Origin of the sequence: Geomonas oryzisoli, assembly GCF_018986915.1 — a bacterium.
GTDB lineage: Bacteria > Desulfobacterota > Desulfuromonadia > Geobacterales > Geobacteraceae > Geomonas > Geomonas oryzisoli.
In genome coordinates, this window is the sequence record NZ_CP076723.1 from 2,670,351 (window position 1) to 2,693,900 (window position 23,550).

Consider the following 23,550-nt stretch of genomic DNA (forward strand, 5'->3'; position numbering starts at 1 on the left):
TGTCCAGCTATTCCCAAGCCCCCCTCCCCTCGCGGGAGGGGGGTAGGGGGTGGGGGACTGGCTCCGCAGGTGCCTGTCCCCTTTTCACGTCTCCCTGTTCAGAGTATGTAATCGGTGGACAGGAAGTGGGACTTTCTTTCCTTCACGATGCCGGTGATGATGTCGCGGTTGGCGTCGGTCTCACGCGCGGCGACCACGATCCGGATCGAGAAGACACGCAGCGCGTCGGCCACGGACTGGGTCCCCTCGGCGGAGTTCTTCCTTCCGTTGAAGGGGAAGCTGTCCGGGCTTCTCTGGCACTTGCTGTTGATGTTGATGCGGCATACCTGGTTCACCAGGGCGTCGATCAGTTGCGACAACTGTTCCTCGTTCCTGCCGAAAATGCTCGCCTGCTGGCCGTAGTTGGACTGCACCACGTAGTCGATGGTCTCCTTCAGGTCGTCGTAGACCACCACCGGCACCACCGGGCCGAACTGCTCCTCGTGGTAGACCCGCATCCGGTCGGTCACCGGGTAGAGGAGCGCCGGATAAAAGAAGGAACCGCTCCGCGTGCCGCCGCCGGGATTCACCACCCGGGCGCCGTGCGCCTCGGCGTCGCGCAAAAGCCCCTCGAGGTATTCCGGCTTCTCGGGTTCGGGGAGCGCCGTGATGGCGACCCCGTCCTGCCAGGGCACACCGCACTTGAGCGCCGCGATCCCCAGCGCCATCCCCTCCAGGAAACGCTCGGCGATGTTTCGGTGCACGAAGATGATCTTCAGCGCGGTGCAGCGCTGGCCGTTGAAGCTGAGCGCGCCGGAGAGGCACTCCTCCACGGCGAGATCGAGGTCCGCGTCGGGGAGGATGATGGCGGGGTTCTTGGCGTCGAGCCCCAGCACGCAGCGCAGCCGGTGCGGACGGGGGTGGCTGGCGCGCAGCGCGTCGGCGACCTTGCTGGTGCCGATGAAACCCAGCACGTCGATGCGGCCGCTGGCCATCAGGGGAGGCAGCACCTCCTCGCCGTCGCCGTACACCGTGTTGACCACGCCGGCCGGAAAGCAGTCGCGGAAGGCCGAGAGCAGCGGCTCGAAGAGGAGGATGCCGAAGCGCGGCGGCTTGAGGATGATGGTGTTCCCCATGACCAGCGACGGGATCAGCGTGGTGAAGGTCTCGTAGAGGGGGAAGTTGTAGGGTCCCATGCAGAGCACGACGCCCAGCGGCGCCCGGCGGATCTGGCCGATGATCCCCTGGTGGATCACGAAGCGCGAGGAGACGCGGTCCAGCTCCTTGAGCGCATCGACGGTGTCCTTCAGGTAGGCGAGCGCGCGATCGAATTCGGCCTCCGCTTCCTTCAGGGACTTGCCGATCTCCCACATGAGGAGCTTCACCACCTCGCTGCGCTTTTCCTTCACGGCGCGGCTGAAGCAGGTCACGCACTGGATGCGCTCCCCGACCGACATGGTGGGCCAGGCCCCGCGGCCGTTATCGTAGGCGTTGACCGCCACGTCGAGCGCCTCGAGCGAGGCGGCCACGGAAAGGGCGGGCGCCTCACCGATCCTCTGCGCGCGGGGCTCGGCGCCGTCGAGCACCTGCACCGGTGAGAGCACCTCCTGCATGGGGCCTTCCCAGCGGCGCAGTTCGCCGCCGATTAGGTAGTAGTCCTGGCGGATCGGGTTCGCTATGCGATAGGGAACAGGGATTTCCTGCGGCAGCGGGGACAGACCTGCGATCTTCTTCTTCACTGTGCCTTCCTTACTGACAGACGTCATTGCCGGACCTGAGAATCCGGCCTCTGGTTGATACCGAGTGTGACTGACAGCTATACGCCAACACAAAAGAAGGGTCAACTGTTTGATGGTTTCTTCTCAGACCGATACAGAGATTGCGGATGCCGAAAGGCCCAGTATACTGCTTTGGTCCGAACAGTATTGACGGGGACACTACACCGGAACAAGGAGATACAGGTATGGGATCAAAGGGACGTGAAATAGTCGGCATGGATGTGGAAGAACTCCTGAACCTGCTCAACCGCGCCTTCTGCGACGAGTGGTTCGCCTACTACCAGTATTGGCTGGGTGCCAAAGTGGTGAAGGGGCCGATGAAGGATGCGGTCGGCGCGGAGCTTTTGGTGCACGCGACCGAGGAACTGGCGCATGCGGACATGGTGGCGTTGCGCATCATCCAGTTGGGCGGCACCCCGGTGACCAAGCCCGAGGAGTGGTACAAGTTCACCAACTGCGGCTACGACGCGCCCGACGATCCCTTCGTGAAGACCATCCTGGAGCAGAACATCAAGGGTGAGCAGTGCGCCATCGGCGTCTACAAGAAGCTCTTGGACCTGACCCGTGAGAAGGACCCGGTCACCTACAACATGGTACTCACCATCCTGCAGCAGGAGGTCGAGCACGAGGAAGACCTGCAGGCGCTTTTGGAGGATTACGAACTCCTGGTGGGCGCGCTGAAGGGATAGCCGGCACCCCTCTCAGGAGACCTTAGAGAAGACTTCGGCGGCCCACTGGTTGAGGCTCATACCATGAGCCTCAGCCATCATGGCGGCACGGGCATGAACCTCTGGGGGAAGCCGCAGCATGACTTTGCCGGAATATGGCTTCTGAGGTGCCCTCTTCAGTTTTTCGCAGGTGGCGAGATAGTCGTCGACGGCCTCCTCGAACGCCTGCCGCAGTGCCTGGACCGATTCTGCATGAAAGCCGATGACGTCCTTGATGCCTGCGATGCGTCCAATGAAACAGGCATCCTCATCGCTGTATTCGATCCTCGCTGCATATCCCCTGTATGTCATTGTGCTCATGGTTTAACTCCTGCGTTTTCCAGAAAGGTTCTTGCGTCTCGAACTTGGTACGGCTTCGCCTCCTTAGCTGGGTGAGGCCGGTAAAAAGTGGCAACAACACCATTGAGGAAGAAACGGACGCGGGATCCGCTCCCCTCAATCGTTTGTGCTCCTAGTGCGATGAACAGTGCCTCGATGCGGCGCCATTCCAAACCCGAAGGGACAGGATGCGTGAAAATGGCTTCCAGAGTTTGGCGGTGGCTTTTGTTCATGAGATCAGCATACCCAAGGCAAGTTCAGGTTGCAATCATATTTTGATATCACTTCTTCACTTTCGACACCGCTCCACCTGTAAAAATGGCAGAATCTGCAGGTTCGTTGTCCTTGAACGTGAGCCGGTGTTGTGTAATGATTCCGGCAGACTAGCAACGAGCGGAAACGAGGAGGTGCCATGGACGCGCCAATCACTATCGCGGTCGCCGCCTACGAAGGCGCGGAACTCTTGGACGTGACGGGGCCCATCGAGGTCTTCAACATGCTGAACCGCTGCCTGGGAGAATCCGCCCCGGACCGCCCCGGCTACCGCATCGTGATCCTGGCCGAACAGGCCGCCCCTTTCAGCACCTGCCCGGGGGTGCGCATCGTGGCGGATCACGCCTGGGAGGATCTGCCGGAACAGGCGGACACCATACTGGTGCCGGGAAGCCCGGACGACGCGCTCGCGCGGGCCATGCAGAACCGGAGGCTCTTGTCCTGGCTGGCAACGGAGGGGCCGCGGGCACGGCGCCTTGTCTCGGTCTGCACGGGATCGCTCATCTTGGCCGAGGCGGGGATTTTGAACGGAAAACGCGCCACCACGCATTGGATGGACTTGGAGCGACTGCGACGCGACTACCCGGAGGTGCTGGTGGAAAACGACGCCATCTACACCCGCGACGGGCACGTGGCGACGTCGGCGGGGGTGACCGCGGGGATGGACCTGGCGTTGGCCCTGGTAGAGGAGGATTTCGGCAGGAAGACGGCGCTCGCCGTGGCACGGCGCCTGGTGATGTTCCTGAAGCGGCCGGGAGGCCAGGCCCAGTTCAGCACGCAACTGCGGGCCCAGATGGTCGAGGGGGGACAGCTTGCCCCGCTGCTGGCCTGGCTCAGGGAGAACCCCTGCCACAAGGTAACGGTGGAGGATCTGGCGCAGCGGGCGGCGATGAGCCCGCGCAACTTCGCCCGGGTGTTCCTGCGCGAGACGGGCAAGACGCCGGCCAGGTACCTGGACCAGCTCCGACTGGAGCGCTCGGTCGCCCTGTTGGAGGAAACCACCCTGCCGCTGGAACGCGTCGCCCGCGACAGCGGCTTCACCTGCGCCGAGCAGATGCGGCGCGCCTTCATCCGGGACGTCGGGGTCACCCCCCTCGCCTACCGGACCCGGTTTTGAGGAGTTCCCCGAACAGCAAATCCCCTCTGTCTCCCCTTCCGCAAAGGGGAGGACGCGAGGCCTCATGCTGCGCTTCGTGAACAGCAGTCCGGGTGACGCCGGAATTCCGGTTGAACGTTTTGGGAGAAGTTCTGAGAGGAGGTTCTTATGCGCTACCTGTTGACCCAAGGAGAGGTCGTCACCCTGCAAGCCGATGACGCCATCGAATCGCTGTCGCTGGTCGCCGGGGCTATCTGGCTGACCCGCTCCTCGGATACCCGCGACTACTGTCTGCACCAGGCGACGCGTCTGGCGGTGGTGCGCGGCGAGACGCTGATCATCGAGGCGCTTACCCCTGCCACCCTGACGGTCAACTGCCGCGAGCGCCGCGCCGCGGTCCACATCACCACGGCCTGGCCCCACACCTCCCCCCGCACCGCCTGAACGGCGCGCCTTACCCTTTCACCGCCGGGGCGACCGGCCAGCTGATGATAATCACACCGAGGATGCAGGTCGCGATCCCCACCAGCCGCAGCCAGTGCATCTCCCCGCCCAGGAACCACGAGGAGAGCAGCAGCACGAGGGCCGACTGGCAGCCGATGATGGCCAGCGCGTACCCGGCGTTGGCGCTCGACGAGGTGGCGAGGAACATGGCCCAGTTGCCGAGCACGCTGCAGGCTCCCGCCGCCAGCAGCAGGGGCACCGCGGACTTCCAGGCCGGCCACATCCCCCAGTCCCCGGCCGACCAGGCGGCGAAGCTCACCGTGAGCACCAGCGAGAGCACCAGCATGGAGAACTGAACCGAAACGCCCCGTTTGACGGCGGCGGTCATGAACAGCACCATGAAAGCGAAGCTCACCAGTGCGGTGAGGGCCTGGGTTACGTAGTTCCACATGCCTGACCTCCTTATGGCTGTCGAGTATCGGGATTGTGATCGAGCACCTGCCGGATGGTCCGCCCCAGGGTCCGCGAGGTGTACGGCTTCATGAGACAGGCACGGATACCGTACTCGGCGTCCCTTTCGTCGACGATCTCTTTGAACCCGGTGCAGAGGATGATGGGGACGTCCGGGCGCAGGGTCGTGATCGCCTTGGCCAGGGATTTACCCGACATCCCCGGCATGGTGAGGTCGGTGATGACCAGGTCGAACCAGGAGGGATCGGCACGGAAAAGATCAAGGGCGCCCACGCTGTTTATGCACGTGACCACGCTGTAGCCAAGGCTCTCCAGTATCCCCTGCCCCAGAACGGTGAGGGACTCCTCGTCGTCCACGAACAGGACGCGCTCGCTCCCCTGCAACAGCTGCTCCGGGACGTCCTCTTCGCGCTGGATCTCCAGGGAGACCGCCGGGAGGAAGATCTCAAAGCAGGTCCCCACCCCCAGTTCGCTGTGCACCGCGATGACGCCGCCATGGTTCTTCACGATCCCCTGGACCACGGCGAGACCGAGGCCGGTCCCCTCCCCTGCGGGCTTGGTGGTGAAATAAGGGTCGAAGATCCGCTCCAGCATGCGGCTTTCCATGCCGCGCCCGGTGTCGCGCACGCACAGGTGCAGGTGATCCACCGGGTCCAGGTAGGGATAAGGGGCGAGTCGGGGGGAGCCGGCCGCAACGGTCCGCAACGAGACGGTCAGGGTCCCCCCGTCCGGGCGCATGGCGTGGGCGGCGTTGGTGCCGAGGTTCATCAGCACCTGGTGCAGCTGGGTCGGGTCGGCGAGCACCTTGTCCGCGTCGGGAGGGACGTCGATTTCCTTGACCATGGCAATGGAGGTGGGAAGCGAGGAGCGCAGCAGGCGGAAGGCGTCTTCGATCACCGCTGCCAGGTGCACCGGTTTTCGTTCCTGCTCGGTGTGCCTGCTGAAAGTGAGGATCTGGCGCACCAGGTCCGCCGCCCGCTGCGCGGCGACGAAGACCTGCTCCATCTCCGCCCGGCCCGTTCCCCCGTCCGGTACCTTGTGCAGCACCATGTCGGTGAAGCCGAGGATGGAGGTGAGGATGTTGTTGAAGTCGTGGGCGATGCCGGCGGCCAGCGTCCCGATCGCCTCCATCTTCTGCGCCTGGCGCAGGTCCTTCTCGGTCTTTCTCAGTTCGGCGGTCCGTGCCTCGACCCGCATTTCCAGCAGGTCGTTGGCCTCAAGGACGGCGCGTGTCGCCACCTCGGCCCGCTCCTTGGCAGCCACCAGTTCCTCGGTTCGCTCCCGGACCAGGTCCTCCAGGTGGTCGCGGTACTTGATCAGCTCGGCCTCGGCGACCTTCTGCTCCGTGATGTCGGTGCCGCTGCCGATCCAGCGCACGATGAGGCCTTCTGCGTCCTTTTGCGCGACCGCGCGCGACAGCACCCAGCGGTACTGGCCGTCGAACCTCCGGTTGCGGTGCAGGCAACTGTAGGGCTCACCCGTCTCCAGGGAGTGTTTCCATTTTCGTGCGGTGATGTCGACGTCGTCGGGGTGGATGATGCTGCGCCACGGTTCGGGGTCGGGCTCGCCGGGAATGAGTCCGTTGAACTCGTACCAGCGCAGGTTGGCGAAGTCCTGAGCGCCATCGGGCGTGGCGGTCCAGACGATCTGGGGGATCGTATCGATGATGAAGCGATACAGCTCTTCTGTGGGGTGGAGAGTATCGGTCACTCGGCCCTCTGTTACAGACAAGCTTTTACATAGGGTGCAGACGAGCGGCTACTTTGTTGGGAAAATATACAGGCCTTTTGTGACAGTTCAACCCTCTTTATCGTTTACGAATGAGACACAGGCAGTGACTGTAAGAGAAAAAGACGCCCAAGTAATGACTTTGGATGAGCGTCTTTACTTTAGGAGTGTGTGTTCCAGCAGGATCTTGAGACCGATCAGGCAGAGCACCACGCCGCCGCAGACCTCGACGCGCTTGCCCCAGTTGTCCCCGAGCCGGCGCCCCAGGAGCATGCCGCTCACGGTGAGCACGCCGGCAACGAGGCCGATGACCACGGAGGGAACCCACACGCTCACGCCGAGCATGGCCAGGGAGAGGCCGACCGCAAAGGCGTCGATGCTGGTGGCGACCGAGAGCATCACCATGGTGAGCCCCTTGGTCGGGTCGGAGGGCGAGCTATCGTCGTCCTCCTCGAAAGCCTCGACGATCATCCTGCCGCCGACGTAGGCCAGGAGGCCGAAGGCGATCCAGTGGTCGTAGGCGGTGATCCATTTCTGGACCGTGAGGCCGAGCAGCCAGCCGGCGATGGGCATGAGTGCCTGGAACAGGCCGAAATGAAAACCGAGGCGGAACAGGTGCCGTCCGGTGATGGGGTTGAGCACCGCCCCCGTGGCCAGGGCGACGGCGAAGGCATCCATGGCCAAGGCCAGTGCGATGCCGAAGATGCTGATCCAATCCATTAAAACTCCACAGGGGACTGGCTCCGCCAGGTGCCTGTCCCCTTTTGATTTTGACAAAGTCCCCCTTTGGCAAAGGAGGCTTCAAGCAGAAGGGACTGGCTCCGGGAGGTACCTGTCCCTCTGGCGGAACGTCACTTTCAGCTCAGCCACCATTTTCAATCACTAAAGGGGAAAGACTAAAGGGGACAGGCACCTGGCGGAGCCAGTCCCCCCCCGTTAATAGCCGTAATCGAGGCTCCGGATGCAGGAGACGCGGCCGTCCTGCAGCTCCAGCTGGTACTGGAACTCGTTGGGACCGAAGTTGAAGATCCAGTTGTCGACGATGATGTTGGTGATGCTCCTGGTCGACCCGGACTGCTGGTCCTTCTGCATCACCTTCTTGGAGCTCTGCGTGGTCGTCGCGGGTTGGCCGCACTTGGCAAGCACCTCTCCCGCGGAGTCACCGACCGACACGATGCCCCCTTTGCACCTTACGGTGTCACTGTCGGCATACGCGGCGGCGGACAGCATCATCACGGCCGAGAGGGCAGCTATCAGGTTGACGGCTTTTTTCATGCTCAATCCTCCTTGTTCTCCTGTTGGCAAAACAGATAGGAATATAAGGCACAAGCGATGTTTTGCAAAGCGCTATTTACGCGGCGCGCCTGCGGATGAGATGGACAGAGGTGGCCTTGAAGGAGGCGTGAATCTCCTTGCCCTCGGAGAGCTCAAGGTTGGCGAAGGATTCCCGGGTCACGTAGGCGGTAAGCGGGAATCCACAGTCCAGCAGCAGCTTCAGAAACGGCCCCATCGAAGAAACCTCGGCCACACGGCCGGGGTAGAGGTTACGCGCGCTGGTCCTGGCGTCGGGGTGACTTACGCTCACCGTGACGTTTTCCGGGCGGATGCAGCAGTAGACCTGGGTGCCCGGCTGTTCGTCCCCCACGGTGTCGAGCTCCCGACCCGCCACCTGGACCACGATCTGCTGATCGCGGTTACTGACCACCTCCCCCTCGAGGACCGTCTCCATCCCGACGAAGTTGGCCACGAACTCGTTCACCGGGTGGTTCATGACCGCGGCGGGGATCCCCTGCTGGACGATACGGCCGCTGTTCATTACCACGATGCGCTGCGACATCCTGAGCGCCTCGGACTGGTCGTGGGTGACCAGGATGGCGGCGATGCCACGGTCCCGGATGATGCGGTCCATGTCCTCGGTGAGGGCCTGCCTGGTGGGAGGATCGAGGTTCGCGAAGGGTTCGTCGAAGAAGATCACCTCGGGCTCAACGGCGAAGGCGCGGGCGAGGCTCACGCGCCGGGCCTCGCCGCCGGAGAGCTTGCGGGCGGAGCGCTGCGCCATGTGGGTGAGGTTGAAGCGCTCGAGATAGGTCGCCACGCGGGTCTTGATCTCGGCGCGCCCGAGTCCCCTGAGCTTGAGTCCGCTGGCCACGTTGTCGAAGACGGTGCTGTCGAAAAGAAGCGGCTCCTGCAGCACCATGGCGGTGCGGCGCCGCAGGTCGAGCCAATCGGCTTGGGAGTCGATCAGGCGGCCGCGGTAGGAGACGCTGCCGGTCTGGCGCTTCATGAGCCCCAAGAGCGACAGGAGCAGGGTCGACTTCCCTGCACCGTTGGGGCCGATCAGGGAGACGAATTCGTTTTCGGACAAAGAAAAAGAGGGTATGTCGAGCACGGTCACGCCGCCTCGATCAACCCTCAGCTCTTTCAGGTCGAGCAGGTTTTGTTGCTGCGTCATCTTGGTCTTTCCCGCTGCTGGATGTAGGTGAGGATGTAGTTGACGGCGAAGCAGAATAGCAGAAGTATCACCGACAGGGCAATGGCCATGTCGAAGTTGCCCCGGCCGGTCTCCATCACCGTGGCGGTGGTGAGCACACGGGTGTACCCCCGGACGTTGCCGCCGACCATGATGGAGGCGCCCACCTCGGAGATGACGCCGCCGAAGCCGGCCATAACGCCCGCCATCAGCGGCAGCCGCGCCTCCTTGATCAGCATCCAGACCAGTTGCACCCGGGTGGCGCCCAGGGCCAGGATCTGCAGCCTCAGGTTGGCCGGGAGGTTCTGCATGGCGCCGATGGTGACCCCCATGACGATGGGGGTAGCGATCACCGTCTGTGCGATGACGATGGCGGTCGGGGTGTACAGGAGTTCCAGGTAGCCCAGCGGGCCGTTTCTCCAGAGCATGATGGAGACGAAGAGGCCGACCACCACCGGCGGCAGCCCCATCCCCGTGTTCACCACGCTGACCAGTATCTTCTTGCCGGGGAAGCTGGTGAGCGCCACCAGCGTTCCGATGGAGAGACCGATCAGCAGCGAGAAGAGCGTGGCAAGCCCCGACACCTTGAGTGACAAAAGGGCGATGCCCAGCACCTCGCGATCGAGCGATGCGAGGAGCTGGGCAGCCTTGGTGAAACCTTCCAGTATTACGTCCATTCAACCTCCGTGAATGGTGGAGGGGGACTGGCTCCGCCAGGTGCCTGTCCCCTTGCTTGCTTGAGGGGGACTGGCTCCGCCAGGTGCCTGTCCCCTTGCCTGCTGAGCTGAAAGAAGCGTTCCGCTAGAGGGACAGGCACCTACGGAGCCTGTCCCTTCCGAGCCTTTTACAGCCCCAGCGACTCCGGCTTCTTGCCCGCATCCGGGAAGAACAGCGGAGAGCCGAACTCCTTCTTGCCGAAGGTGGAGATGATCTCCTGGGTCTTCTTGGAAACCATGAAGTCGGCGAACGCCTTGGCACCCGCGTTGTTGACCTTGGGCCACTTGGCCGGGTTCACCTCGATCACGTGGTAGACGTTGAGAAGCTTCGGCTCGCCCTGCACCATGATCTCGAGCCCCAGGTGCGCCTTCTTGTTGAGCGCGAGGTAGGTGCCCCGGTCGGCCAGCAGGTACCCTTTCTTCTCGGCCGCAACGTTCAGGGTCTCGCCCATGCCCAGGCCGGTCTGCTGGAACCACTTCTGACCTTCCGGGTTGATGGCGGCAGCCTTGAAGAGCCCCTTCTCCTTGGCGTGGGTGCCGGAGTTGTCACCACGGGAGAGCCACAGTGCGTTGGCTTTGGCGATGGACTTGATGGCGTCGGCAGCGGTCTTGGCGCCGCGGATCTTGGCCGGGTCGTTGGCCGGTCCCAGCAGGATGAAGTCGTTGTGCATGACCAGCTTGCGGTTCACGCCGAAGCCGTCGGCCATGAACTTCTTCTCGGCGTCCGGGGAGTGCACCAGCAGCACGTCGGCCTCACCCTTCTCGCCCATCTTCATGGCCTGGCCGGAACCGACCGAGATGGTCTTCACGAAGTAGCCGGTCTGCTTCTCGAAGATCGGGATCAATACGTCCAGAAGGCCGGAGTCCTGGGTGGAGGTGGTGGTGGCGAGGATCAGGTTCTTGTGTTCGGCAGCCCAGCCGGTGGAAACCGTGGCGACTGCGGAAAGCAGGAACAGGGCGACAAAAAGCGGCAACATTCTGAAAATTCGGGTCATCTCAAACTCCTTTTTGGGATTTTTCCTGCCTTTGGTGTCGAGCGTTATGGTGTTTTTGCTACAGCGGGTAAACGAAAAAACGGGGCGGTGCCCCTTTTTGCTCCGGAATCCGTACCCATGGTCCCTCCTCCCCTTGCGGGAGGGGGTTAGGGGGTGGGGGAAGGTGCCATCATTGCCGCGGCCTTGCGGCTTCACCGCCCCCCCTGCCCCCTCCCGCCTTCGCGGGCCGCAGCGCTACAGCGCGCAGGCCCGTCAAGGGAGGGGGAGGAGACACTTAGCTGACGCCGAGGATGACGCTGGAGGCCTTGAACAAGGTGCAGGCGTGCGAGCCCACCTTGAGGCCGAGGCTCGCACCACTTTCGTGGGTGATCACCGCGCTGATGGTGTTGCCGCCCCCGACTTCGACGTCCACTTCGGTGGAAACGGGCCCTTCCACGATCTTGGCCACGGTACCGCACATGACGTTGCGGGCGCTGATCTTCGCGTCGTGCAGGTCGGTGCCGACCATGACCGAGCTCGCCTTGATGATGGCGTACGCCGAGCTCCCCTCCTTGAGGGCGAGGTTCTCGACCGCCCCGTTGGTGATGACGGCAACCAGCGGCGCGCCGCCGGTAAGGACCAGGGTGACCTCCGCGTTCACCGCCCCCTTGGTTATCTTGGTGATGGTTCCGGACAAGACGTTACGGGCGCTTACTTTCATGGATATCCTCCGTAACAGCTGATAAAGACTCGCCGTGTCGCCGAGCCTCCCCTCGAGATTCTCCAGGAACCTCCGGTGCTCCTCCTGGAGCACGCCGTACTGCTTGACAACTTCCTTGCCGTAAGCGGTGAGGGTCGTGCCCCCTCCCCCTCTCCCGCCGGTCACCCGCTCCACCAGCGGCTTCTCGGCGAGGTTGTTGATCATGTTGACCAGATCCCAGGCGTTCTTGTAGCTGATGCCGACCGCCTTGGCCGCCTTGGTGATGGAACCCACTTCGTCGATCTTCTTCAAAAGGGCAATCCGGTCCAGCCCCAGGAACTTCTGCTCATCCTTGTGAAACCAGAGAGCCCCTTCGAGCTCTATGCCGCGTTTTGTGCCACGACTCAATTGACACCTCGTTCGGGAGCAGAGACTGTAAGAGTCCCTTCCAGGATCTGCCAATGCCTGACTCAGTATACATCACATCAGTGAGAGTAAAGCCGTTCACTGCAATGAATGAGGCCACAGACACAGACAGGATTCTCATCGCAGACTATCGTTATATCATAAACGCTATAGCGTAGACACAAAAAGTGCCCCGCATTGTGTATACCTTTTTTCATAGGTGAAAACGGCCGGTTGCATGATGGAACAAGGCGAGAGGCAAGGCGACGCCGGCTCATTCACCGGCGTTGGTGGCGGAGAGGTATTCCGAACGGTTCCAGGTGGTCATGCAGGAAGGGTGAGCCGGGTCGGGGTGACAGAGGTAGATCTCATCGCCGGGGTAACCGGCTATCTTCAGTCCGGCCGAGCGGAGCATCGCCTCGATGCCGGCATGGTTGGCGATCCACCAGTTGGTCGGGTCCCCGGCGAAGCGTTCCTCGATGAAGGCCATCTTGGGCCACCCCGCGTCGAGCAGCGCGTCCCGCTCGTTGATCCAGAAGTCATGCTGTCCGGCGACCTCGCGGCCGGGCATGGTGACGGTCTGGAACAGCATCATTCCCGCCGTTTTCTGCGCCACGATGTCGAGCGTCAGCATCGGATAGCGCAGGTGATAGAACACCCCCATGAACAGGACCAGGTCGAACTTCCCCTTCACCCGCGCCAGGTCATAGACCTGCATCTGCCGGAACTCGACCAGCTCCTGCAGGCCGTACTGCCCCGCAGCCCAGTTGGCCTGGTCGAGGTAGTGGCTGTCGCAGTCGATGCCGAGCACCCGGGCGCCGCGGCGCGCCAGTTCGAACGAGTAAAAGCCCGCGTTGCAGCCGATGTCGAGCGCACTCCACCCGGTCAGATCTTCCGGAATGCAGCCCGAGATCTCGCGCCACTTGAAATTGGGGAAATCCCCCAGGAAATGATCCGGTGCGGTCTCCGTCCCGTCGGGCAGGTGCAGGTTGTGGAACCAGGGGGAGAGCTCCCTGATATCGTCTTCCAGCGTTCTCGGTTTGGCGTGGGTCATGCGGGTACCTCAAGGTTATTTTGGCTGCGGGAGCCGGGTCACTGTGGCATCGGGGCGACACGTCACAGCGCGGCCAGGTATTCTTCCAGTTCCTCGGCGCGGCAGGCGGCAGAGTGGGACTGCAGCACCCGGGCACGGGCACGCTCCCCGATGGCCCGGCGCTCCTCGTCGGGGAAACGCTGCAGGATGCGCAACATCTCCTGGCTGCTGGAGGCGAGCAGGATCTCCTTTCCCGGCTCGAAGAACTGCTCCAGCCCCTGCCAGTGGTCGCTCACGATGGGGACCGCACACGCGGCCGCCTCGAAGAGACGCACGCTCGGGGAATAGCCCGCCACCTGCATATGTTTCCTGGTCAGGTTCAAGGTGAAGCGTTGCGAGCTGTAGAACTCGCTGTGGCACTCGGGGGGGAGATGTTCGATGCGATGCGTGTTCGCGGGCCACTTGAGGTCCGAGGGGTACTGCGCCCCGGCCACCACGAAGCGCCCCTTCTCCCAGGAGGAGGCGGGCCGGCACAGCAGCTGGTCCAGACCGGGCTGCCGATCGCGGCTGTAGGTGCCCAAGTACCCCAGGTCCCAGCGCGGGGTGATCTGCATCGGGTAATGCACCATGGGATCGACCGAGCAGTACAGGGCGCGCGCCGCCCGCGAACCGTAGTGACGCTCGATGTGGTCCAGGGTGGGCCCGCCCGTGAAAGATAGGTAGAGGTCGTAACAGGGAATGAGTTCCTCGCTGAGGTACTGGCACTCCCCCCGGTCCAGGGCGGCCAGGGTCACCGGGGTGTCGATGTCGTAGAAGGCCTTGATCCCCTTGGCGTGCTTGCTGACCCACTTGCCCACCTCGATACCCTGGTAGACGTAGGAGCCGACGATGACGCAGTCGGCGTCGCTGATCTCGGGGCCGTACTCGGAGAAGAGCTCGTCCAGCGACTTGTAGATCAGCGTGTTGCAAAATGGCGGTTCGGGCAGGTCGCGGTGGGTCTCGTACCACTGCGCGTCCCGCTCCAGGAACAGGATTTCGTGGCCGCGCTTGTCCATCTCACGCAGCAGCCCCCGGTAGGTGGTGGCGTGACCGTTGCCCCAGGACGAGGTGATGGACAGGCCGAAGACGACGATTTTCATGGTGCACCCCCGAGGTAGGCCCGACGTACCGGGCCGGCGGCGAAGATCTTCTGGAACTGCCTGGCCCGGTGCGCATAGGTGTGGTGCGCCCGCACCCGCGCCAGCGCGCGGGTTCCCATGGCCGCCGCGACCGAAGGGGTGAGCCGCTCCAGGATTTCCGCCACCTGGTCGCCGTTGTCCGCGACACAGATCTCCCGATCCGGCTCGAAGAACTGCTCGATGCCGTCCCAGCGGTCGGTGATCATGCAGGCGCCGGCGCCGGCGGCCTCGAAGACGCGGGTGGCGGGGGAAAAGCCGTTGCGCGCCATGCCGTCGCGGCTCACGTTGAGAACGGCCCGGGAGCTGCAGTTGAAGGCGTTGTGGTCGCCGGTTCCGAGGTGCCCCAGGTAACGCACGTTCTCCGAGCGTTCCTTGTCCTGCCAGCCGCTGCCGGCCAAAAGGAAGCTGCGGTTGGGAAGCTTGCCGGCCACGGAGAGGAAGAATTCCTCGACCCGGCGTTCCCGGTCCGGCAGCCGGTTACCCAGGAAGGAGAGGTCCGCCTTGAGGCGCGGCGCGGGTGGCACCGGGAAGTGGGTATCCGGGTCGAGCGCGTTGTAGATGGGGATGCAGTCGCGGGCACCGAAGCGGCGGTAGGCACGCACGATGGGGTCCCCGCCCCCGTAGGTCAGGACCATGTCGTACAGCGGGATCAGGGCGCGAAACGGGTCCCTGGGGTCACCCGCGATCCGCTCCAGGGTCGCCGGTGCGTCCACGTCCCAGAAGACCACCTGGGTCCCCGCCCGCTTCAGGCGCAGCACCTCGGACTCGAGCAGCGCGTCGAAGACACCGACACCGCTCGCCTTGATGATCAGGTCGGCGCCGCCGGCCGCCTCCAGGGAGCGGAACACCCCCTGCTCGGTGGCCGGGTAGACCACCACGGTGGCCCATTCCGGGTCCTCGATATCCCGGTGCGCCTGTCGGTCGTAGGCGTCGGGCTCGTAGAAGGTGATGCGGTGCCCCAGGCCGGAGAGCGCCCGCACCATGCCGCGGTAGTAGGTGGCTGCGCCGTTCCAGTAGGCGGAGACGAGACTCGAGGCGAAGAAGGCGATGGAAAGAGGGGCAGCCATGGCAGTTCCTTTCAAGAGGGAAGTTAAAACCCAAATTCCATAAGCAGTTACGCAAAGTCGCACGAAGAAGGCGCAAAGGACACGAAGGAAGCTTTGTCATTAACCACAGGTGTTCTTTCCGCTCTTAGCGGATACTTCGCATCTTTGCGTAACTGCTTTTCAATCTTTCAATCGATGCCGAGCTCGCGACAGATGGCCAGCAGTTCCTCCACGCGGTGGCGGCAGGTGTGACGGGCCAGGATGGTCTCCCGGCCGTGCTGCGCAAGGCTCTGCGCCCGCTCGGGGTCGTGCAGCAGGCTCTGCATCTGCCGCTCCATCTCCTTTCCGTCCCGGGCGTAGACGAGATCGGAGCCGCCGGTGAAAAGCCCGTCGCTGTCGACCCAGGGCGCCGACAGCAGCGGAATGCCGCAGGCCAGCGCCTCGAAGGGACGGATGGTCGGGATGCCGGGCAGGGTCTCCAGGTAGGGACGGCGCGGAATGTGGACCGTGAGCCGGAACCGGCTGAATACCCGCGGCACCTCGAAGTTGGGAAGCCAGCCGCCGTAGCCGATGCCCGCCTCGGCCAGCAACTGGAGCGCCCGGCTCGGGTAGCGCACGCCGTACACCACCCCCTTCAGGTGCAGCCTCCGCACCGGCTCCACGAAGAACTCGCGGATCTCCTGGCTGCGCTCGTCATCCCCCCAATTGCCGATCCAGACCACGTCCCCGACCTTGTCCGGCGACTGAAGCGGCCGGAACACCCGCACGTCCGCCGCCTCATGCCACAGCCAGACCCGCTGCGCCCAGCCGCGGGAGAGGTAGATCTCCCTGATCCTGCCGCCGTAGGCCAGCACGCCGTCGAACCCGGAGAGGTCGTAGGCGGCCATGGCCGCCTCGTCGGTGACGCTTCTGTGGTGGGTGTCATGGAACAGGAGCCGGTATCCGCCGCAACCTTTACGATGCTCCCCCAGGCGCCGGACCAGTTCGTGTTCGCTCCACTCGTGGACGATGACCAGGTCCGCCCCGTAAAGGATCCGGTCCAGGTCCAGCTCCTCGAGCCGGTATTTCACGCCGGTGAGCCCCGGATAGGCCTGCTGGAAACGGCGCAGCACCTCCTCGCCGCTGTCCCGCAGCATGTTGCTGTAACTCCAGCCGTTTTCCGGTTCGTAGACCGTCACCTCGTGCCCGAGCTGCCCAAGTTCCGTGACGATGCCCCGCAGGAAATGGGCGTTGCCGTGGTTCCAGTCGGAAAGGATGGAGTGGTAAAACATGACGATGCGCATATTTCGGCGTTCCTCCTGAGAATTGCCCCCTTCCGGCGTTTCTACCACCTTCCCCCGTCACTGCCGGCTGTGTATCTCGTTCCCGGCACCGAGGCGGCTGTACAGGGAGAGGTATCCCGCGGTCATCCGGGCGGCGGAGAAGCTGCGGCTTCGCTCCAGGGCCTTCTCCCTGAGGCTCGCCTGACGGTTGCGGTCGGCGCAGAGGGCGCGCAGCTGCTTTTGCAGGTCAACCGCCGATTCGGGATCGACGAACAGGGCCGCCCCGTCCCACAGCTCGCGCAGGCTGGGAATGTCCCCGAGCACCAGCGCGCAACCGGAGAGGGCCGCCTCCAGGACGGTGAGGCCGAAGGGCTCGTAGCGCGCCGGGAGCACGTAGATGGCGGCGGCCGCGTACCACGGCGCCAGCGACTCCGGCGCCAGGAAGCCGAGCCGGTTCACCCCGTCGACGTTGGCCGCCCCGCCGCCGGGTTGGTTGATCTCGCCCGCCACGTACACCGGCCAGGGGAGATCGTAGGCGTTGCGCACCAGCGCGCCGATGTTCTTCGCCTCGTCCCATACCCGCCCCACCGACAGGATGAAGTCCTCCTTCCTGCCGGGGCGGAACCGGGTACGGCCACGGGCGTTGTAGACCACCTGCGCGTCGGGAAGCGGCAGGTACAGCCTCCGGATGCAGTCGAGCATCGCCGAGGAGGGGGCAGCCACCAGGTCCGCCGCCGCCAGCCCCAGCGCCACCCGGTCCCGGTAGTGGTCCAGCCGCTGCGGCGCCTGCTCGCCGCGCACCGCCTCCCACCACGAGAGTACGCAGGAGTGGGCGACGACGAGGCACGGGCTGCGCCAGGGAAGTACGGCATGGGCGTAGCCGTTCAGGTGCACCAGGTCGGGCTTCAGCTCCGCCTCCAGGGAAAGGAGCCAGTCGCCGCTCTTCTCCACGTCGCCCCACGGGTCGTCCATCCACTCCAGTCGATAGCCGCTCTCAAACAGCGTGACGTTCGCCTCGTCGGCCACCTCCCGGCGCTGCCCGGGGGAAACCGGCCGCCCCATGGTGGCGAGGGCGATGCGCACCCCGTGGGGGGCCAGGCCGCGGCTGAGCTCCAGGACGTAATTCCAGACACCGCCGATGGGATCGGCGGTCATCAGAATCAGCCCCGGCGCGCCGGTAACGACCTGCTCGCCTGCTGCTGTGGTGGGAGTCGAATTATTCATGAATAAAAAATCCCGGCGGCGCAATTTTTAAATAATCGGTCGATATATTAGGTAGTAACGCCGCACCGTCTCATGAGTTCGAGGCGGCGCTTCGGCAGAGACCTCCCCCTTCCCTTGGCCCGCTGACGCGGGAAGGGCTCCGCTCGATTGCCGCCCGGCGCGGCTTATCGGTTTATCCGTGTATCTCTTTACCGATTTACCTGTTTATCTGAATTACTTCCCGTAGGCGGCATCGAGCACCTCCGCCACCCGGATCAGTTGCTCCGCCTGAGGATCGAAGGCGCCCCCTCCTAATCTCAGCTGACGCGCCCAGGCGACGGCGCACCTCCCTCCCCAGTCGTCGGGGGGAGCGGCGATGGTCTCGGTTGCGGTACCGCGGAAACGTTCGGCGACGAAGTCGTAGAAGGAGCCCTGCACGTTCTTGAAGCTCACGCCGCCGCGGGTCCCGTAGAAGCTCGATTCGATGACGGCTTCCCTTCCGGCCGAGACGTTCCAGGAGCAGGCGAGCCGCACCGCGTGCCCGTCCTCCAGCACCAGCGAAACCACCGCGTAATCCTCGACCTTCCCGGACCCCACCTTCAGCCGCTCACCGCCGGCGAAGATCGAGCTGGCCACGCTGCGCACCTCGGGGTATCCGAAGAACCAGAGGGCGAGGTCCACCAGGTGGCTGCCAAGATCCATGAGGCAGCCACCGCCGGAGAGCTCGGGGTCGTAGAACCAGTCCTTATCCGGGCCGTAGGCGTTGTGAAAGACGAGGTCGGCGGCGTAGACCTGCCCCAGTTCGCCGGTATTCACCAGGTGGTGCATCTTCTGGATGGCGTCGGTGTAGCGGTAGGAGAAATCGACCCCCAACAGCCGGTTCACCGTCCGCGCCGCGCCCACCACCAGCCGCGCCTCTTCCGCGTTTCTCCCCAACGGTTTCTGGCAGAACACCGCCAGACCGCGATCCAGCGCGCGCAGCGCCTGATAGCAGTGCCCGGCGCTCGGCGTGGCGATCACCACGCCGTCCAGCTCCAGCTCCAGGAGCTCCTCCAGCGATTCCACCAGTTGCGCCCCCGGCGCCAGCTTTCCCGCCTCCCGGGCGTGTTCCCCGCAGAGGTCGGCTATCGCCGCCACCTCGGCCTCGCCGCTTGTGACGATCGCTTCCAGCCTGTGCCGGCCGATCCAGCCGGTGCCCAGGAAACCGAGCCTCGGCAATGCCTGTCGCTTCTTCATCGTGTCCCCTTTCCTACTGCTCGATGCGGATCATCCCTTTCAGGAAGCCGTCGGGGCGGTGCTCCAGCGCCAGGTAGGCGTGCCCCAGCTGGTCCAGCGCGAAGGTGTGGGTGATCAGCTCTTTGAGCAGGAACATCCTGGACTCGACGGCGGCGATCCCGGCTCGCATCCCTTCCAGGTAGACCCGCGCCTCGCGCTCGTGCGCGTTGATGACGTCGATCCCCTTCCAGTTCCAAAGCTGCAGGTTGACCTGGCGCAGCCCGTCCTGGTGGTAGCCGGCGATGACGATCTTGCCCCCTTCCCGCACCAGTTCCCCGGCGAGATCGAGCGGCCACTGGTGCCCGGTCGCCTCCACCACGCGGTCGCACCCCCTTTCCCCGGCCAACTCCCGCACCCGGTCCATCACCCTCTGGTGATCGTCCAGGAGCACGGTCTCCTCGGCGCCGCAGCGCCTGGCCAGATCCAGGGCGAAGGGGCGGCGCGAGATGGCGATGACGCGCGCGCCGCGCGCCGTGGCGAGCGCGGTGAAGATCGCACCCAGAAAGCCCGCCCCGATGAGGGCCACGGTCTGCCCCGGTTCGATGACGGAGCGCCTGAACACGTTCATGGCGCACCCCACCGGCTCACCCGGGAAGGGCTGCCCGTCCAGCGAGGCGGGGATCTTCACCAGGGCGTCGGCCCGGACGCGGTCGTACTGCGCGTAGGCGTTGTAGGAGAGGAAGGTGACGCGGTCCCCCACCTTTACCCCCTGCACCCCCTCGCCCAGCGCCTGCACCCTCCCCCACCCCTCGTGGCCGGGAGCGCCCGGAAGCGCCGGGTAGCTGAACCAGGTGCGCCCCTGCCACAGCGGCAGGTTGGAGGCGCAGACGCCACACCCCTCCAGCGCCACCAGCACCTCCCCCGCCCCCGGTTCCGGCCGGGGTACCAGCTGCACGGCAGCCTCTCCAGGTCCGGTGATCACCGCCGCCTGCATCATCTCACTCATCAGATCGCCTCCACACCCGTAGCCGGGTAATTTTTCCCCGCCGCATCCCTCCCGGCGGCACGGGGCGGGAGGGTCAAGGAGTGGGCAAGCCAGCCGTACAGCCGCTCCACCCCCTCCCGCACAGAATGGCGCGGCGACCAGCCGGTCGCCGCGGCGAACTTCCTGGTATCGGAAACGTAGTAGCGCTGGTCTCCGGTACGCCACTCGTCGAAGCTGAGCTGCGGCAGGAAGCCGTGCAGATCGCGCAACAGTTCCAAAAGCTCCAAGAGGCTTGCGGCGCGCTCGGGCCCGCCCCCGATGTTGAAGGCCTGCCCCGAGAGCTGCGGCATCGCGTCCGCCGCGCGGCACATGGCGTCCACCAGGTCCTCCACGAAGAGGAGGTCGCGCACCTGGTACCCGTCCCCGTAGAGGGTGATCGGCTCTCCCCTGAGGGTCCGGATGGCGAAGTGGGCCACCCACCCCTGGTCCTCGGTGCCGTACTGGTGCGGGCCGTAGATGCAGCTCATCCTGAACACGGCGCTATGGATGCCGAAGCTGCGCGCGTAATCGAGCACGTACTGGTCGGCGCACCCCTTGGAACAGCCGTAGGGGCTCAGGAAATCGAGCGGGGTCCCCTCGGCGAATCCGTAGCGCCTGAGCTCCGGGTCCAGCGGCTGGTAGCGGCTGCCGTTTTTGCGGATGCGGCACCCCTCGATGCCCCCGTAGACCTTGTTGGTCGAGGTGAACAGCAGCGAGGGGCGCTCCTTGGCGGTGCGGATCGCCTCCAAAAGGGCGAAGGTCCCCTGCCCGTTGACCGCGAAGTCGGCGGCGGGGTTCTCGACGCTGGTGGTGACCGCGACCTGTGCCGCGAAATGGAAGACGTGGGAGCACTGGGCGATGGCGTCGTGCAGCGCCAGGTGGTTACGGGTGTCCGCGATCCTCACCTCGAGGCGGTCCCCGCAGTTTTCCTTGAGCCAGAGCAGGTTCTGCTCCACGCCGGGGCGGGACAGGTTGTCGTAGACGATGACCCGGCGTCCTTCCCGGGCCAGGTGATGCACCAGGTTGGTGCCGATGAAGCCGGCCCCGCCGGTCACCAGGATCGCCTTCTCCTCGTGGTTTTTCCTGTGCGCCGGCGCCGGCGTCGCCACCGCGCCGACCTTTTTCAGGGCCGTCACCTTCCCCTCCTCGAGCAGGCGGTAGAGCAGCTTCGGCGCCCCGTCCGCCTTGCGGAAACCGAAGTAGTATTCCCGTTCGTCCAGGTGGAACCGGTCCACCGCGGCCAGCGCCGGGTCCAGGTCGTCGACACCGTACCAGTACAGGCGCTGCGCCGGTGCCTCCAGGAACTCCAGGAAGACCCGGGCCTGTTTGAACTCGTCGTGCTGCCAGGTGGAGAAGCCGGCCTCGGTGACCCAGATCTCGCTGGGGGATTGGCGCTCGTCGAGGATCTCCCGAACCATGGCGATGTTGCGCCCCCACCCCTTCCAGGTGTAGTCGAAGATGTCGGGGAAACCGTGGATGCCGACCACGTCGATGTGCTCCATCACCCCGAGATCGAACATCCGGCACAGCCAGTGCCCGTCGATCGGGCTCATCCCGCCGAGCACGGTCTTCTTGCCCCGCTTCCTGGCCCAGTAGGCGGCGGCGCCGATCATCTCTGCGAACCCGGTCCAGTGCGGGTCGAGGGTCCAGTCCCATTCGCTCAGGTTGTTGGGCTCGTTCCAGAGCTCGACGTACTCGAAATGGTCGCCGAATTCGGTGATGAAGAGGTCGTTGAAGTCGGCGTAGTCCCTGGCGCGCCTGGGCGGCGAGGAGGTCTTCGCCTCGACACCGATCGACGGCGGGGTGTAGAGCACGCAGGGGAGCAGTTCCACCTCGCTGGACAGGCGCGGGATCAGCCAGTCGAACCACCCTTTCCCATCGCTGGTGTACCAGTCGGCCCAGGAGATGCCGGTGCGCAGCCGCCTCGCCCCGAGCCTCTTCATGTCGGCGAGCACCCGCTCCACCCGCTCCCGCTCGCCGACCCTGAACCACTCCACCATGCCGAAATGTTCCGGCAGCGGCTCGACACCCGGGCGGCTCATAGCGTCAGTCCCCGCTGGGCCAGCTCGGCATGCGCCTCGGCGACCCGGTCTACCGCAACCTCACCCTCCAGCCAGTTCGCCAGCTCCCTCAGCCCCTCGACAAAGGGAACCCGCGGCGCGTACCCCAGGATCTCCTTGGCGCTCTTGATATCGGCGAAGCAGTGCCTGATGTCGCCGGCACGGTAGCTGCCGGTGATCTCTGGCTCGATGGCGGTCAGGTTGAGCACCTCACAGAAACGCTCCAGCACCTGCAGTACCGATATGTTGGCGCCGCTGCCGATGTTGAAGAGCTGCTGCTTCTGCTGGTCCACCTCCAGCGCCAGCCGGCACCCGGTCGCCACGTCGTGCACGCTGACGAAATCGCGCAGTTGGCGGCCGTCCTCGAAGATGCGGGGCGGGTTACCGTTCATGAGCCTGGAGGCGAAGATGGCGAGCACCCCGGTGTAGGGGTTGGAAAGGGCCTGCCTGGTGCCGTACACGTTGAACAACCGCAGCGCGATCACCGGGATGCGGTAGCAGTTCCCGACGATGAGCGCCATGCGTTCCTGGTCGTACTTGGACAGGGCGTACACCGAGGCGAGCGACGGCGTCTTCTCCTCGGGCGTCGGCACCGGGATCAGCGGCTCGCGGTCATCACGAAGCGGCTCCCAGTCCCCCCGCTGCAGCTGCCCGACCTCCCTGCTCACGTCGTCGTAGCACGCCCCGCTGCTGTCCCGGTAGCGCCCTTCCCCGTAGATGCTCATGCTGGAAGCGACAATCAGCTTCCGGTCCCCCCGGGCCTGTGCCATCGCCTCGAGCAGCACCGCGGTGCCGCAGTTGTTGGCCGAGGTGTAGCGCTCGATCTCGTACATGCTCTGGCCGACCCCCACCATGGCGGCCATGTGGAACACCGCTTCGGTGCCGATCAGCGCTTTTTGCACCGCGGCCGGGTCGCGCACGTCCCCCTTGATCAGCTCGACCTCGAGGTCCAGGTACGACGGCCGGCCCGCATCGGGGCCGTGGACCTGCGGCACCAGGCTGTCCAGCACCCGCACCCGGTAGCCGTGACGCAGCAGCTCGTCGGCCAAGTGGGAACCGATGAAACCGGCTCCCCCCGTGATTAGAACGCTCCCTGACATAGGATCCTCCCTGAGGGGTGAGATATCTGCGGTAGCGGTCAATCTAATTAGCACAAGGTTAATTCATTCAAATTAACAAAACCCAATACTATCAGTGACGGATTTTCTGTCAAACACTTCACGCAAAAAAGTGCGCTTTCCCCCAATAAGATGGCGGACATGGCGAGTCTTCGCCCTCCTGCCTCCATGTACAGTTGCGTCACTCCGGCGGTCGGGGCGACACCGAGAAAAGCACATGAAGATGGTCCGGCGCCGTTTCGGTTTTAAAATTCACGGAGTGTGTTATTTTAAAGCGTGTTAATTTTTCCAGACAATGAACGTCCCCCTTTCGCAAAGGGGGATTGAGGGG

General features: G+C 64.4%; 23 protein-coding genes. 3 read left to right on the top strand and 20 right to left on the bottom strand.

Annotated elements, in window-relative coordinates; genetic code table 11:
* Nucleotides 1–98 precede the first annotated feature (98 nt).
* On the bottom strand, nt 99–1,718 hold the full coding sequence (locus KP004_RS11660) for an NADP-dependent glyceraldehyde-3-phosphate dehydrogenase (RefSeq protein WP_216798714.1): 1,620 nt from the start codon (nt 1,716–1,718) through the stop codon (nt 99–101).
* 224 nt (nt 1,719–1,942) lie between these two features.
* Between KP004_RS11660 and KP004_RS11665 the strand changes: the two genes are divergently transcribed.
* Complete coding sequence (locus tag KP004_RS11665) at nt 1,943–2,446, top strand: ferritin-like domain-containing protein (protein ID WP_216798715.1); 504 nt, start codon at nt 1,943–1,945, stop codon at nt 2,444–2,446.
* 12 nt (nt 2,447–2,458) lie between these two features.
* Here the strand turns inward: KP004_RS11665 and KP004_RS11670 are convergent, their stop codons facing one another.
* Together KP004_RS11670 and KP004_RS11675 are read right to left on the bottom strand one after the other, a co-directional pair.
* Nucleotides 2,459–2,785: a type II toxin-antitoxin system HicB family antitoxin gene (locus KP004_RS11670; RefSeq protein WP_216798716.1), complete on the bottom strand. Its 327-nt coding sequence runs from the start codon at nt 2,783–2,785 to the stop codon at nt 2,459–2,461.
* Nucleotides 2,782–3,036: a type II toxin-antitoxin system HicA family toxin gene (locus KP004_RS11675; protein ID WP_216798717.1), complete on the bottom strand. Its 255-nt coding sequence runs from the start codon at nt 3,034–3,036 to the stop codon at nt 2,782–2,784. Before KP004_RS11675 ends, KP004_RS11670 begins: the two co-directional genes overlap by 4 nt.
* Nucleotides 3,037–3,215: 179 nt before the next feature.
* Between KP004_RS11675 and KP004_RS11680 the strand changes: the two genes are divergently transcribed.
* Together KP004_RS11680 and KP004_RS11685 are read left to right on the top strand one after the other, a co-directional pair.
* Nucleotides 3,216–4,193 (top strand): GlxA family transcriptional regulator, encoded by a 978-nt coding sequence (locus tag KP004_RS11680; RefSeq protein ID WP_216798718.1) that lies wholly within the window; start codon nt 3,216–3,218, stop codon nt 4,191–4,193.
* A gap of 147 nt (nt 4,194–4,340) precedes the next feature.
* The gene (locus KP004_RS11685) at nt 4,341–4,616 is read left to right on the top strand and encodes a DUF2917 domain-containing protein (RefSeq protein ID WP_216798719.1); all 276 of its coding nucleotides are present in this window, start codon (nt 4,341–4,343) and stop codon (nt 4,614–4,616) included.
* Between the two features lie 10 nt (nt 4,617–4,626).
* On the opposite strand, the gene KP004_RS11690 is transcribed toward KP004_RS11685, so the two are convergent.
* From KP004_RS11690 to KP004_RS11770, 17 genes are all read right to left on the bottom strand, one after another.
* Nucleotides 4,627–5,067: an EamA family transporter gene (locus tag KP004_RS11690; RefSeq protein ID WP_216798720.1), complete on the bottom strand. Its 441-nt coding sequence runs from the start codon at nt 5,065–5,067 to the stop codon at nt 4,627–4,629.
* Between the two features lie 11 nt (nt 5,068–5,078).
* The gene (locus KP004_RS11695) at nt 5,079–6,797 is read right to left on the bottom strand and encodes a hybrid sensor histidine kinase/response regulator (RefSeq protein ID WP_216798721.1); all 1,719 of its coding nucleotides are present in this window, start codon (nt 6,795–6,797) and stop codon (nt 5,079–5,081) included.
* A 174-nt stretch (nt 6,798–6,971) separates the two neighbouring features.
* Nucleotides 6,972–7,535, bottom strand: a complete 564-nt coding sequence (locus tag KP004_RS11700; protein ID WP_216798722.1) for a manganese efflux pump MntP — start codon at nt 7,533–7,535, stop codon at nt 6,972–6,974.
* 216 nt (nt 7,536–7,751) lie between these two features.
* Nucleotides 7,752–8,090, bottom strand: a complete 339-nt coding sequence (locus KP004_RS11705) for a DUF2845 domain-containing protein (protein WP_216798723.1) — start codon at nt 8,088–8,090, stop codon at nt 7,752–7,754.
* Between the two features lie 76 nt (nt 8,091–8,166).
* Nucleotides 8,167–9,267, bottom strand: a complete 1,101-nt coding sequence (locus tag KP004_RS11710) for an ABC transporter ATP-binding protein (RefSeq protein ID WP_216798724.1) — start codon at nt 9,265–9,267, stop codon at nt 8,167–8,169.
* The gene (locus KP004_RS11715) at nt 9,264–9,962 is read right to left on the bottom strand and encodes an ABC transporter permease (RefSeq protein ID WP_216798725.1); all 699 of its coding nucleotides are present in this window, start codon (nt 9,960–9,962) and stop codon (nt 9,264–9,266) included. Before KP004_RS11715 ends, KP004_RS11710 begins: the two co-directional genes overlap by 4 nt.
* Before the next feature lie 167 nt (nt 9,963–10,129).
* Nucleotides 10,130–10,996, bottom strand: coding sequence for an ABC transporter substrate-binding protein (locus tag KP004_RS11720; protein ID WP_216798726.1), 867 nt, complete (start codon nt 10,994–10,996; stop codon nt 10,130–10,132).
* Between the two features lie 274 nt (nt 10,997–11,270).
* Nucleotides 11,271–12,083, bottom strand: coding sequence for a TOBE domain-containing protein (locus tag KP004_RS11725; protein ID WP_216798727.1), 813 nt, complete (start codon nt 12,081–12,083; stop codon nt 11,271–11,273).
* A gap of 271 nt (nt 12,084–12,354) precedes the next feature.
* Entirely contained in the window at nt 12,355–13,134 is a 780-nt protein-coding gene (locus tag KP004_RS11730; RefSeq protein WP_216798728.1) for a TIGR04290 family methyltransferase, read from the bottom strand.
* A gap of 62 nt (nt 13,135–13,196) precedes the next feature.
* Entirely contained in the window at nt 13,197–14,252 is a 1,056-nt protein-coding gene (locus KP004_RS11735; protein ID WP_216798729.1) for a CgeB family protein, read from the bottom strand.
* Complete coding sequence (locus tag KP004_RS11740) at nt 14,249–15,358, bottom strand: CgeB family protein (RefSeq protein WP_216798730.1); 1,110 nt, start codon at nt 15,356–15,358, stop codon at nt 14,249–14,251. Before KP004_RS11740 ends, KP004_RS11735 begins: the two co-directional genes overlap by 4 nt.
* A 167-nt stretch (nt 15,359–15,525) precedes the next feature.
* A complete protein-coding gene (locus KP004_RS11745) occupies nt 15,526–16,620 on the bottom strand; it encodes a CgeB family protein (protein WP_216798731.1) in 1,095 nt (364 codons plus the stop codon).
* Between the two features lie 57 nt (nt 16,621–16,677).
* The gene (locus tag KP004_RS11750) at nt 16,678–17,823 is read right to left on the bottom strand and encodes a glycosyltransferase family 4 protein (protein ID WP_216798732.1); all 1,146 of its coding nucleotides are present in this window, start codon (nt 17,821–17,823) and stop codon (nt 16,678–16,680) included.
* A gap of 213 nt (nt 17,824–18,036) precedes the next feature.
* Nucleotides 18,037–19,038: a Gfo/Idh/MocA family protein gene (locus KP004_RS11755; protein WP_216798733.1), complete on the bottom strand. Its 1,002-nt coding sequence runs from the start codon at nt 19,036–19,038 to the stop codon at nt 18,037–18,039.
* Between the two features lie 13 nt (nt 19,039–19,051).
* On the bottom strand, nt 19,052–20,023 hold the full coding sequence (locus KP004_RS11760) for an MDR/zinc-dependent alcohol dehydrogenase-like family protein (RefSeq protein ID WP_216798734.1): 972 nt from the start codon (nt 20,021–20,023) through the stop codon (nt 19,052–19,054).
* Nucleotides 20,023–22,083: an NAD-dependent epimerase/dehydratase family protein gene (locus KP004_RS11765; RefSeq protein ID WP_216798735.1), complete on the bottom strand. Its 2,061-nt coding sequence runs from the start codon at nt 22,081–22,083 to the stop codon at nt 20,023–20,025. Before KP004_RS11765 ends, KP004_RS11760 begins: the two co-directional genes overlap by 1 nt.
* Nucleotides 22,080–23,201 carry an NAD-dependent epimerase/dehydratase family protein gene (locus KP004_RS11770; RefSeq protein ID WP_216798736.1) on the bottom strand — a complete coding sequence of 374 codons (1,122 nt, stop codon included), beginning with the start codon at nt 23,199–23,201 and terminating at the stop codon, nt 22,080–22,082. The genes KP004_RS11765 and KP004_RS11770 overlap by 4 nt, the downstream gene beginning before the upstream one ends.
* Between the last annotated feature and the right edge of the window lie 349 nt (nt 23,202–23,550).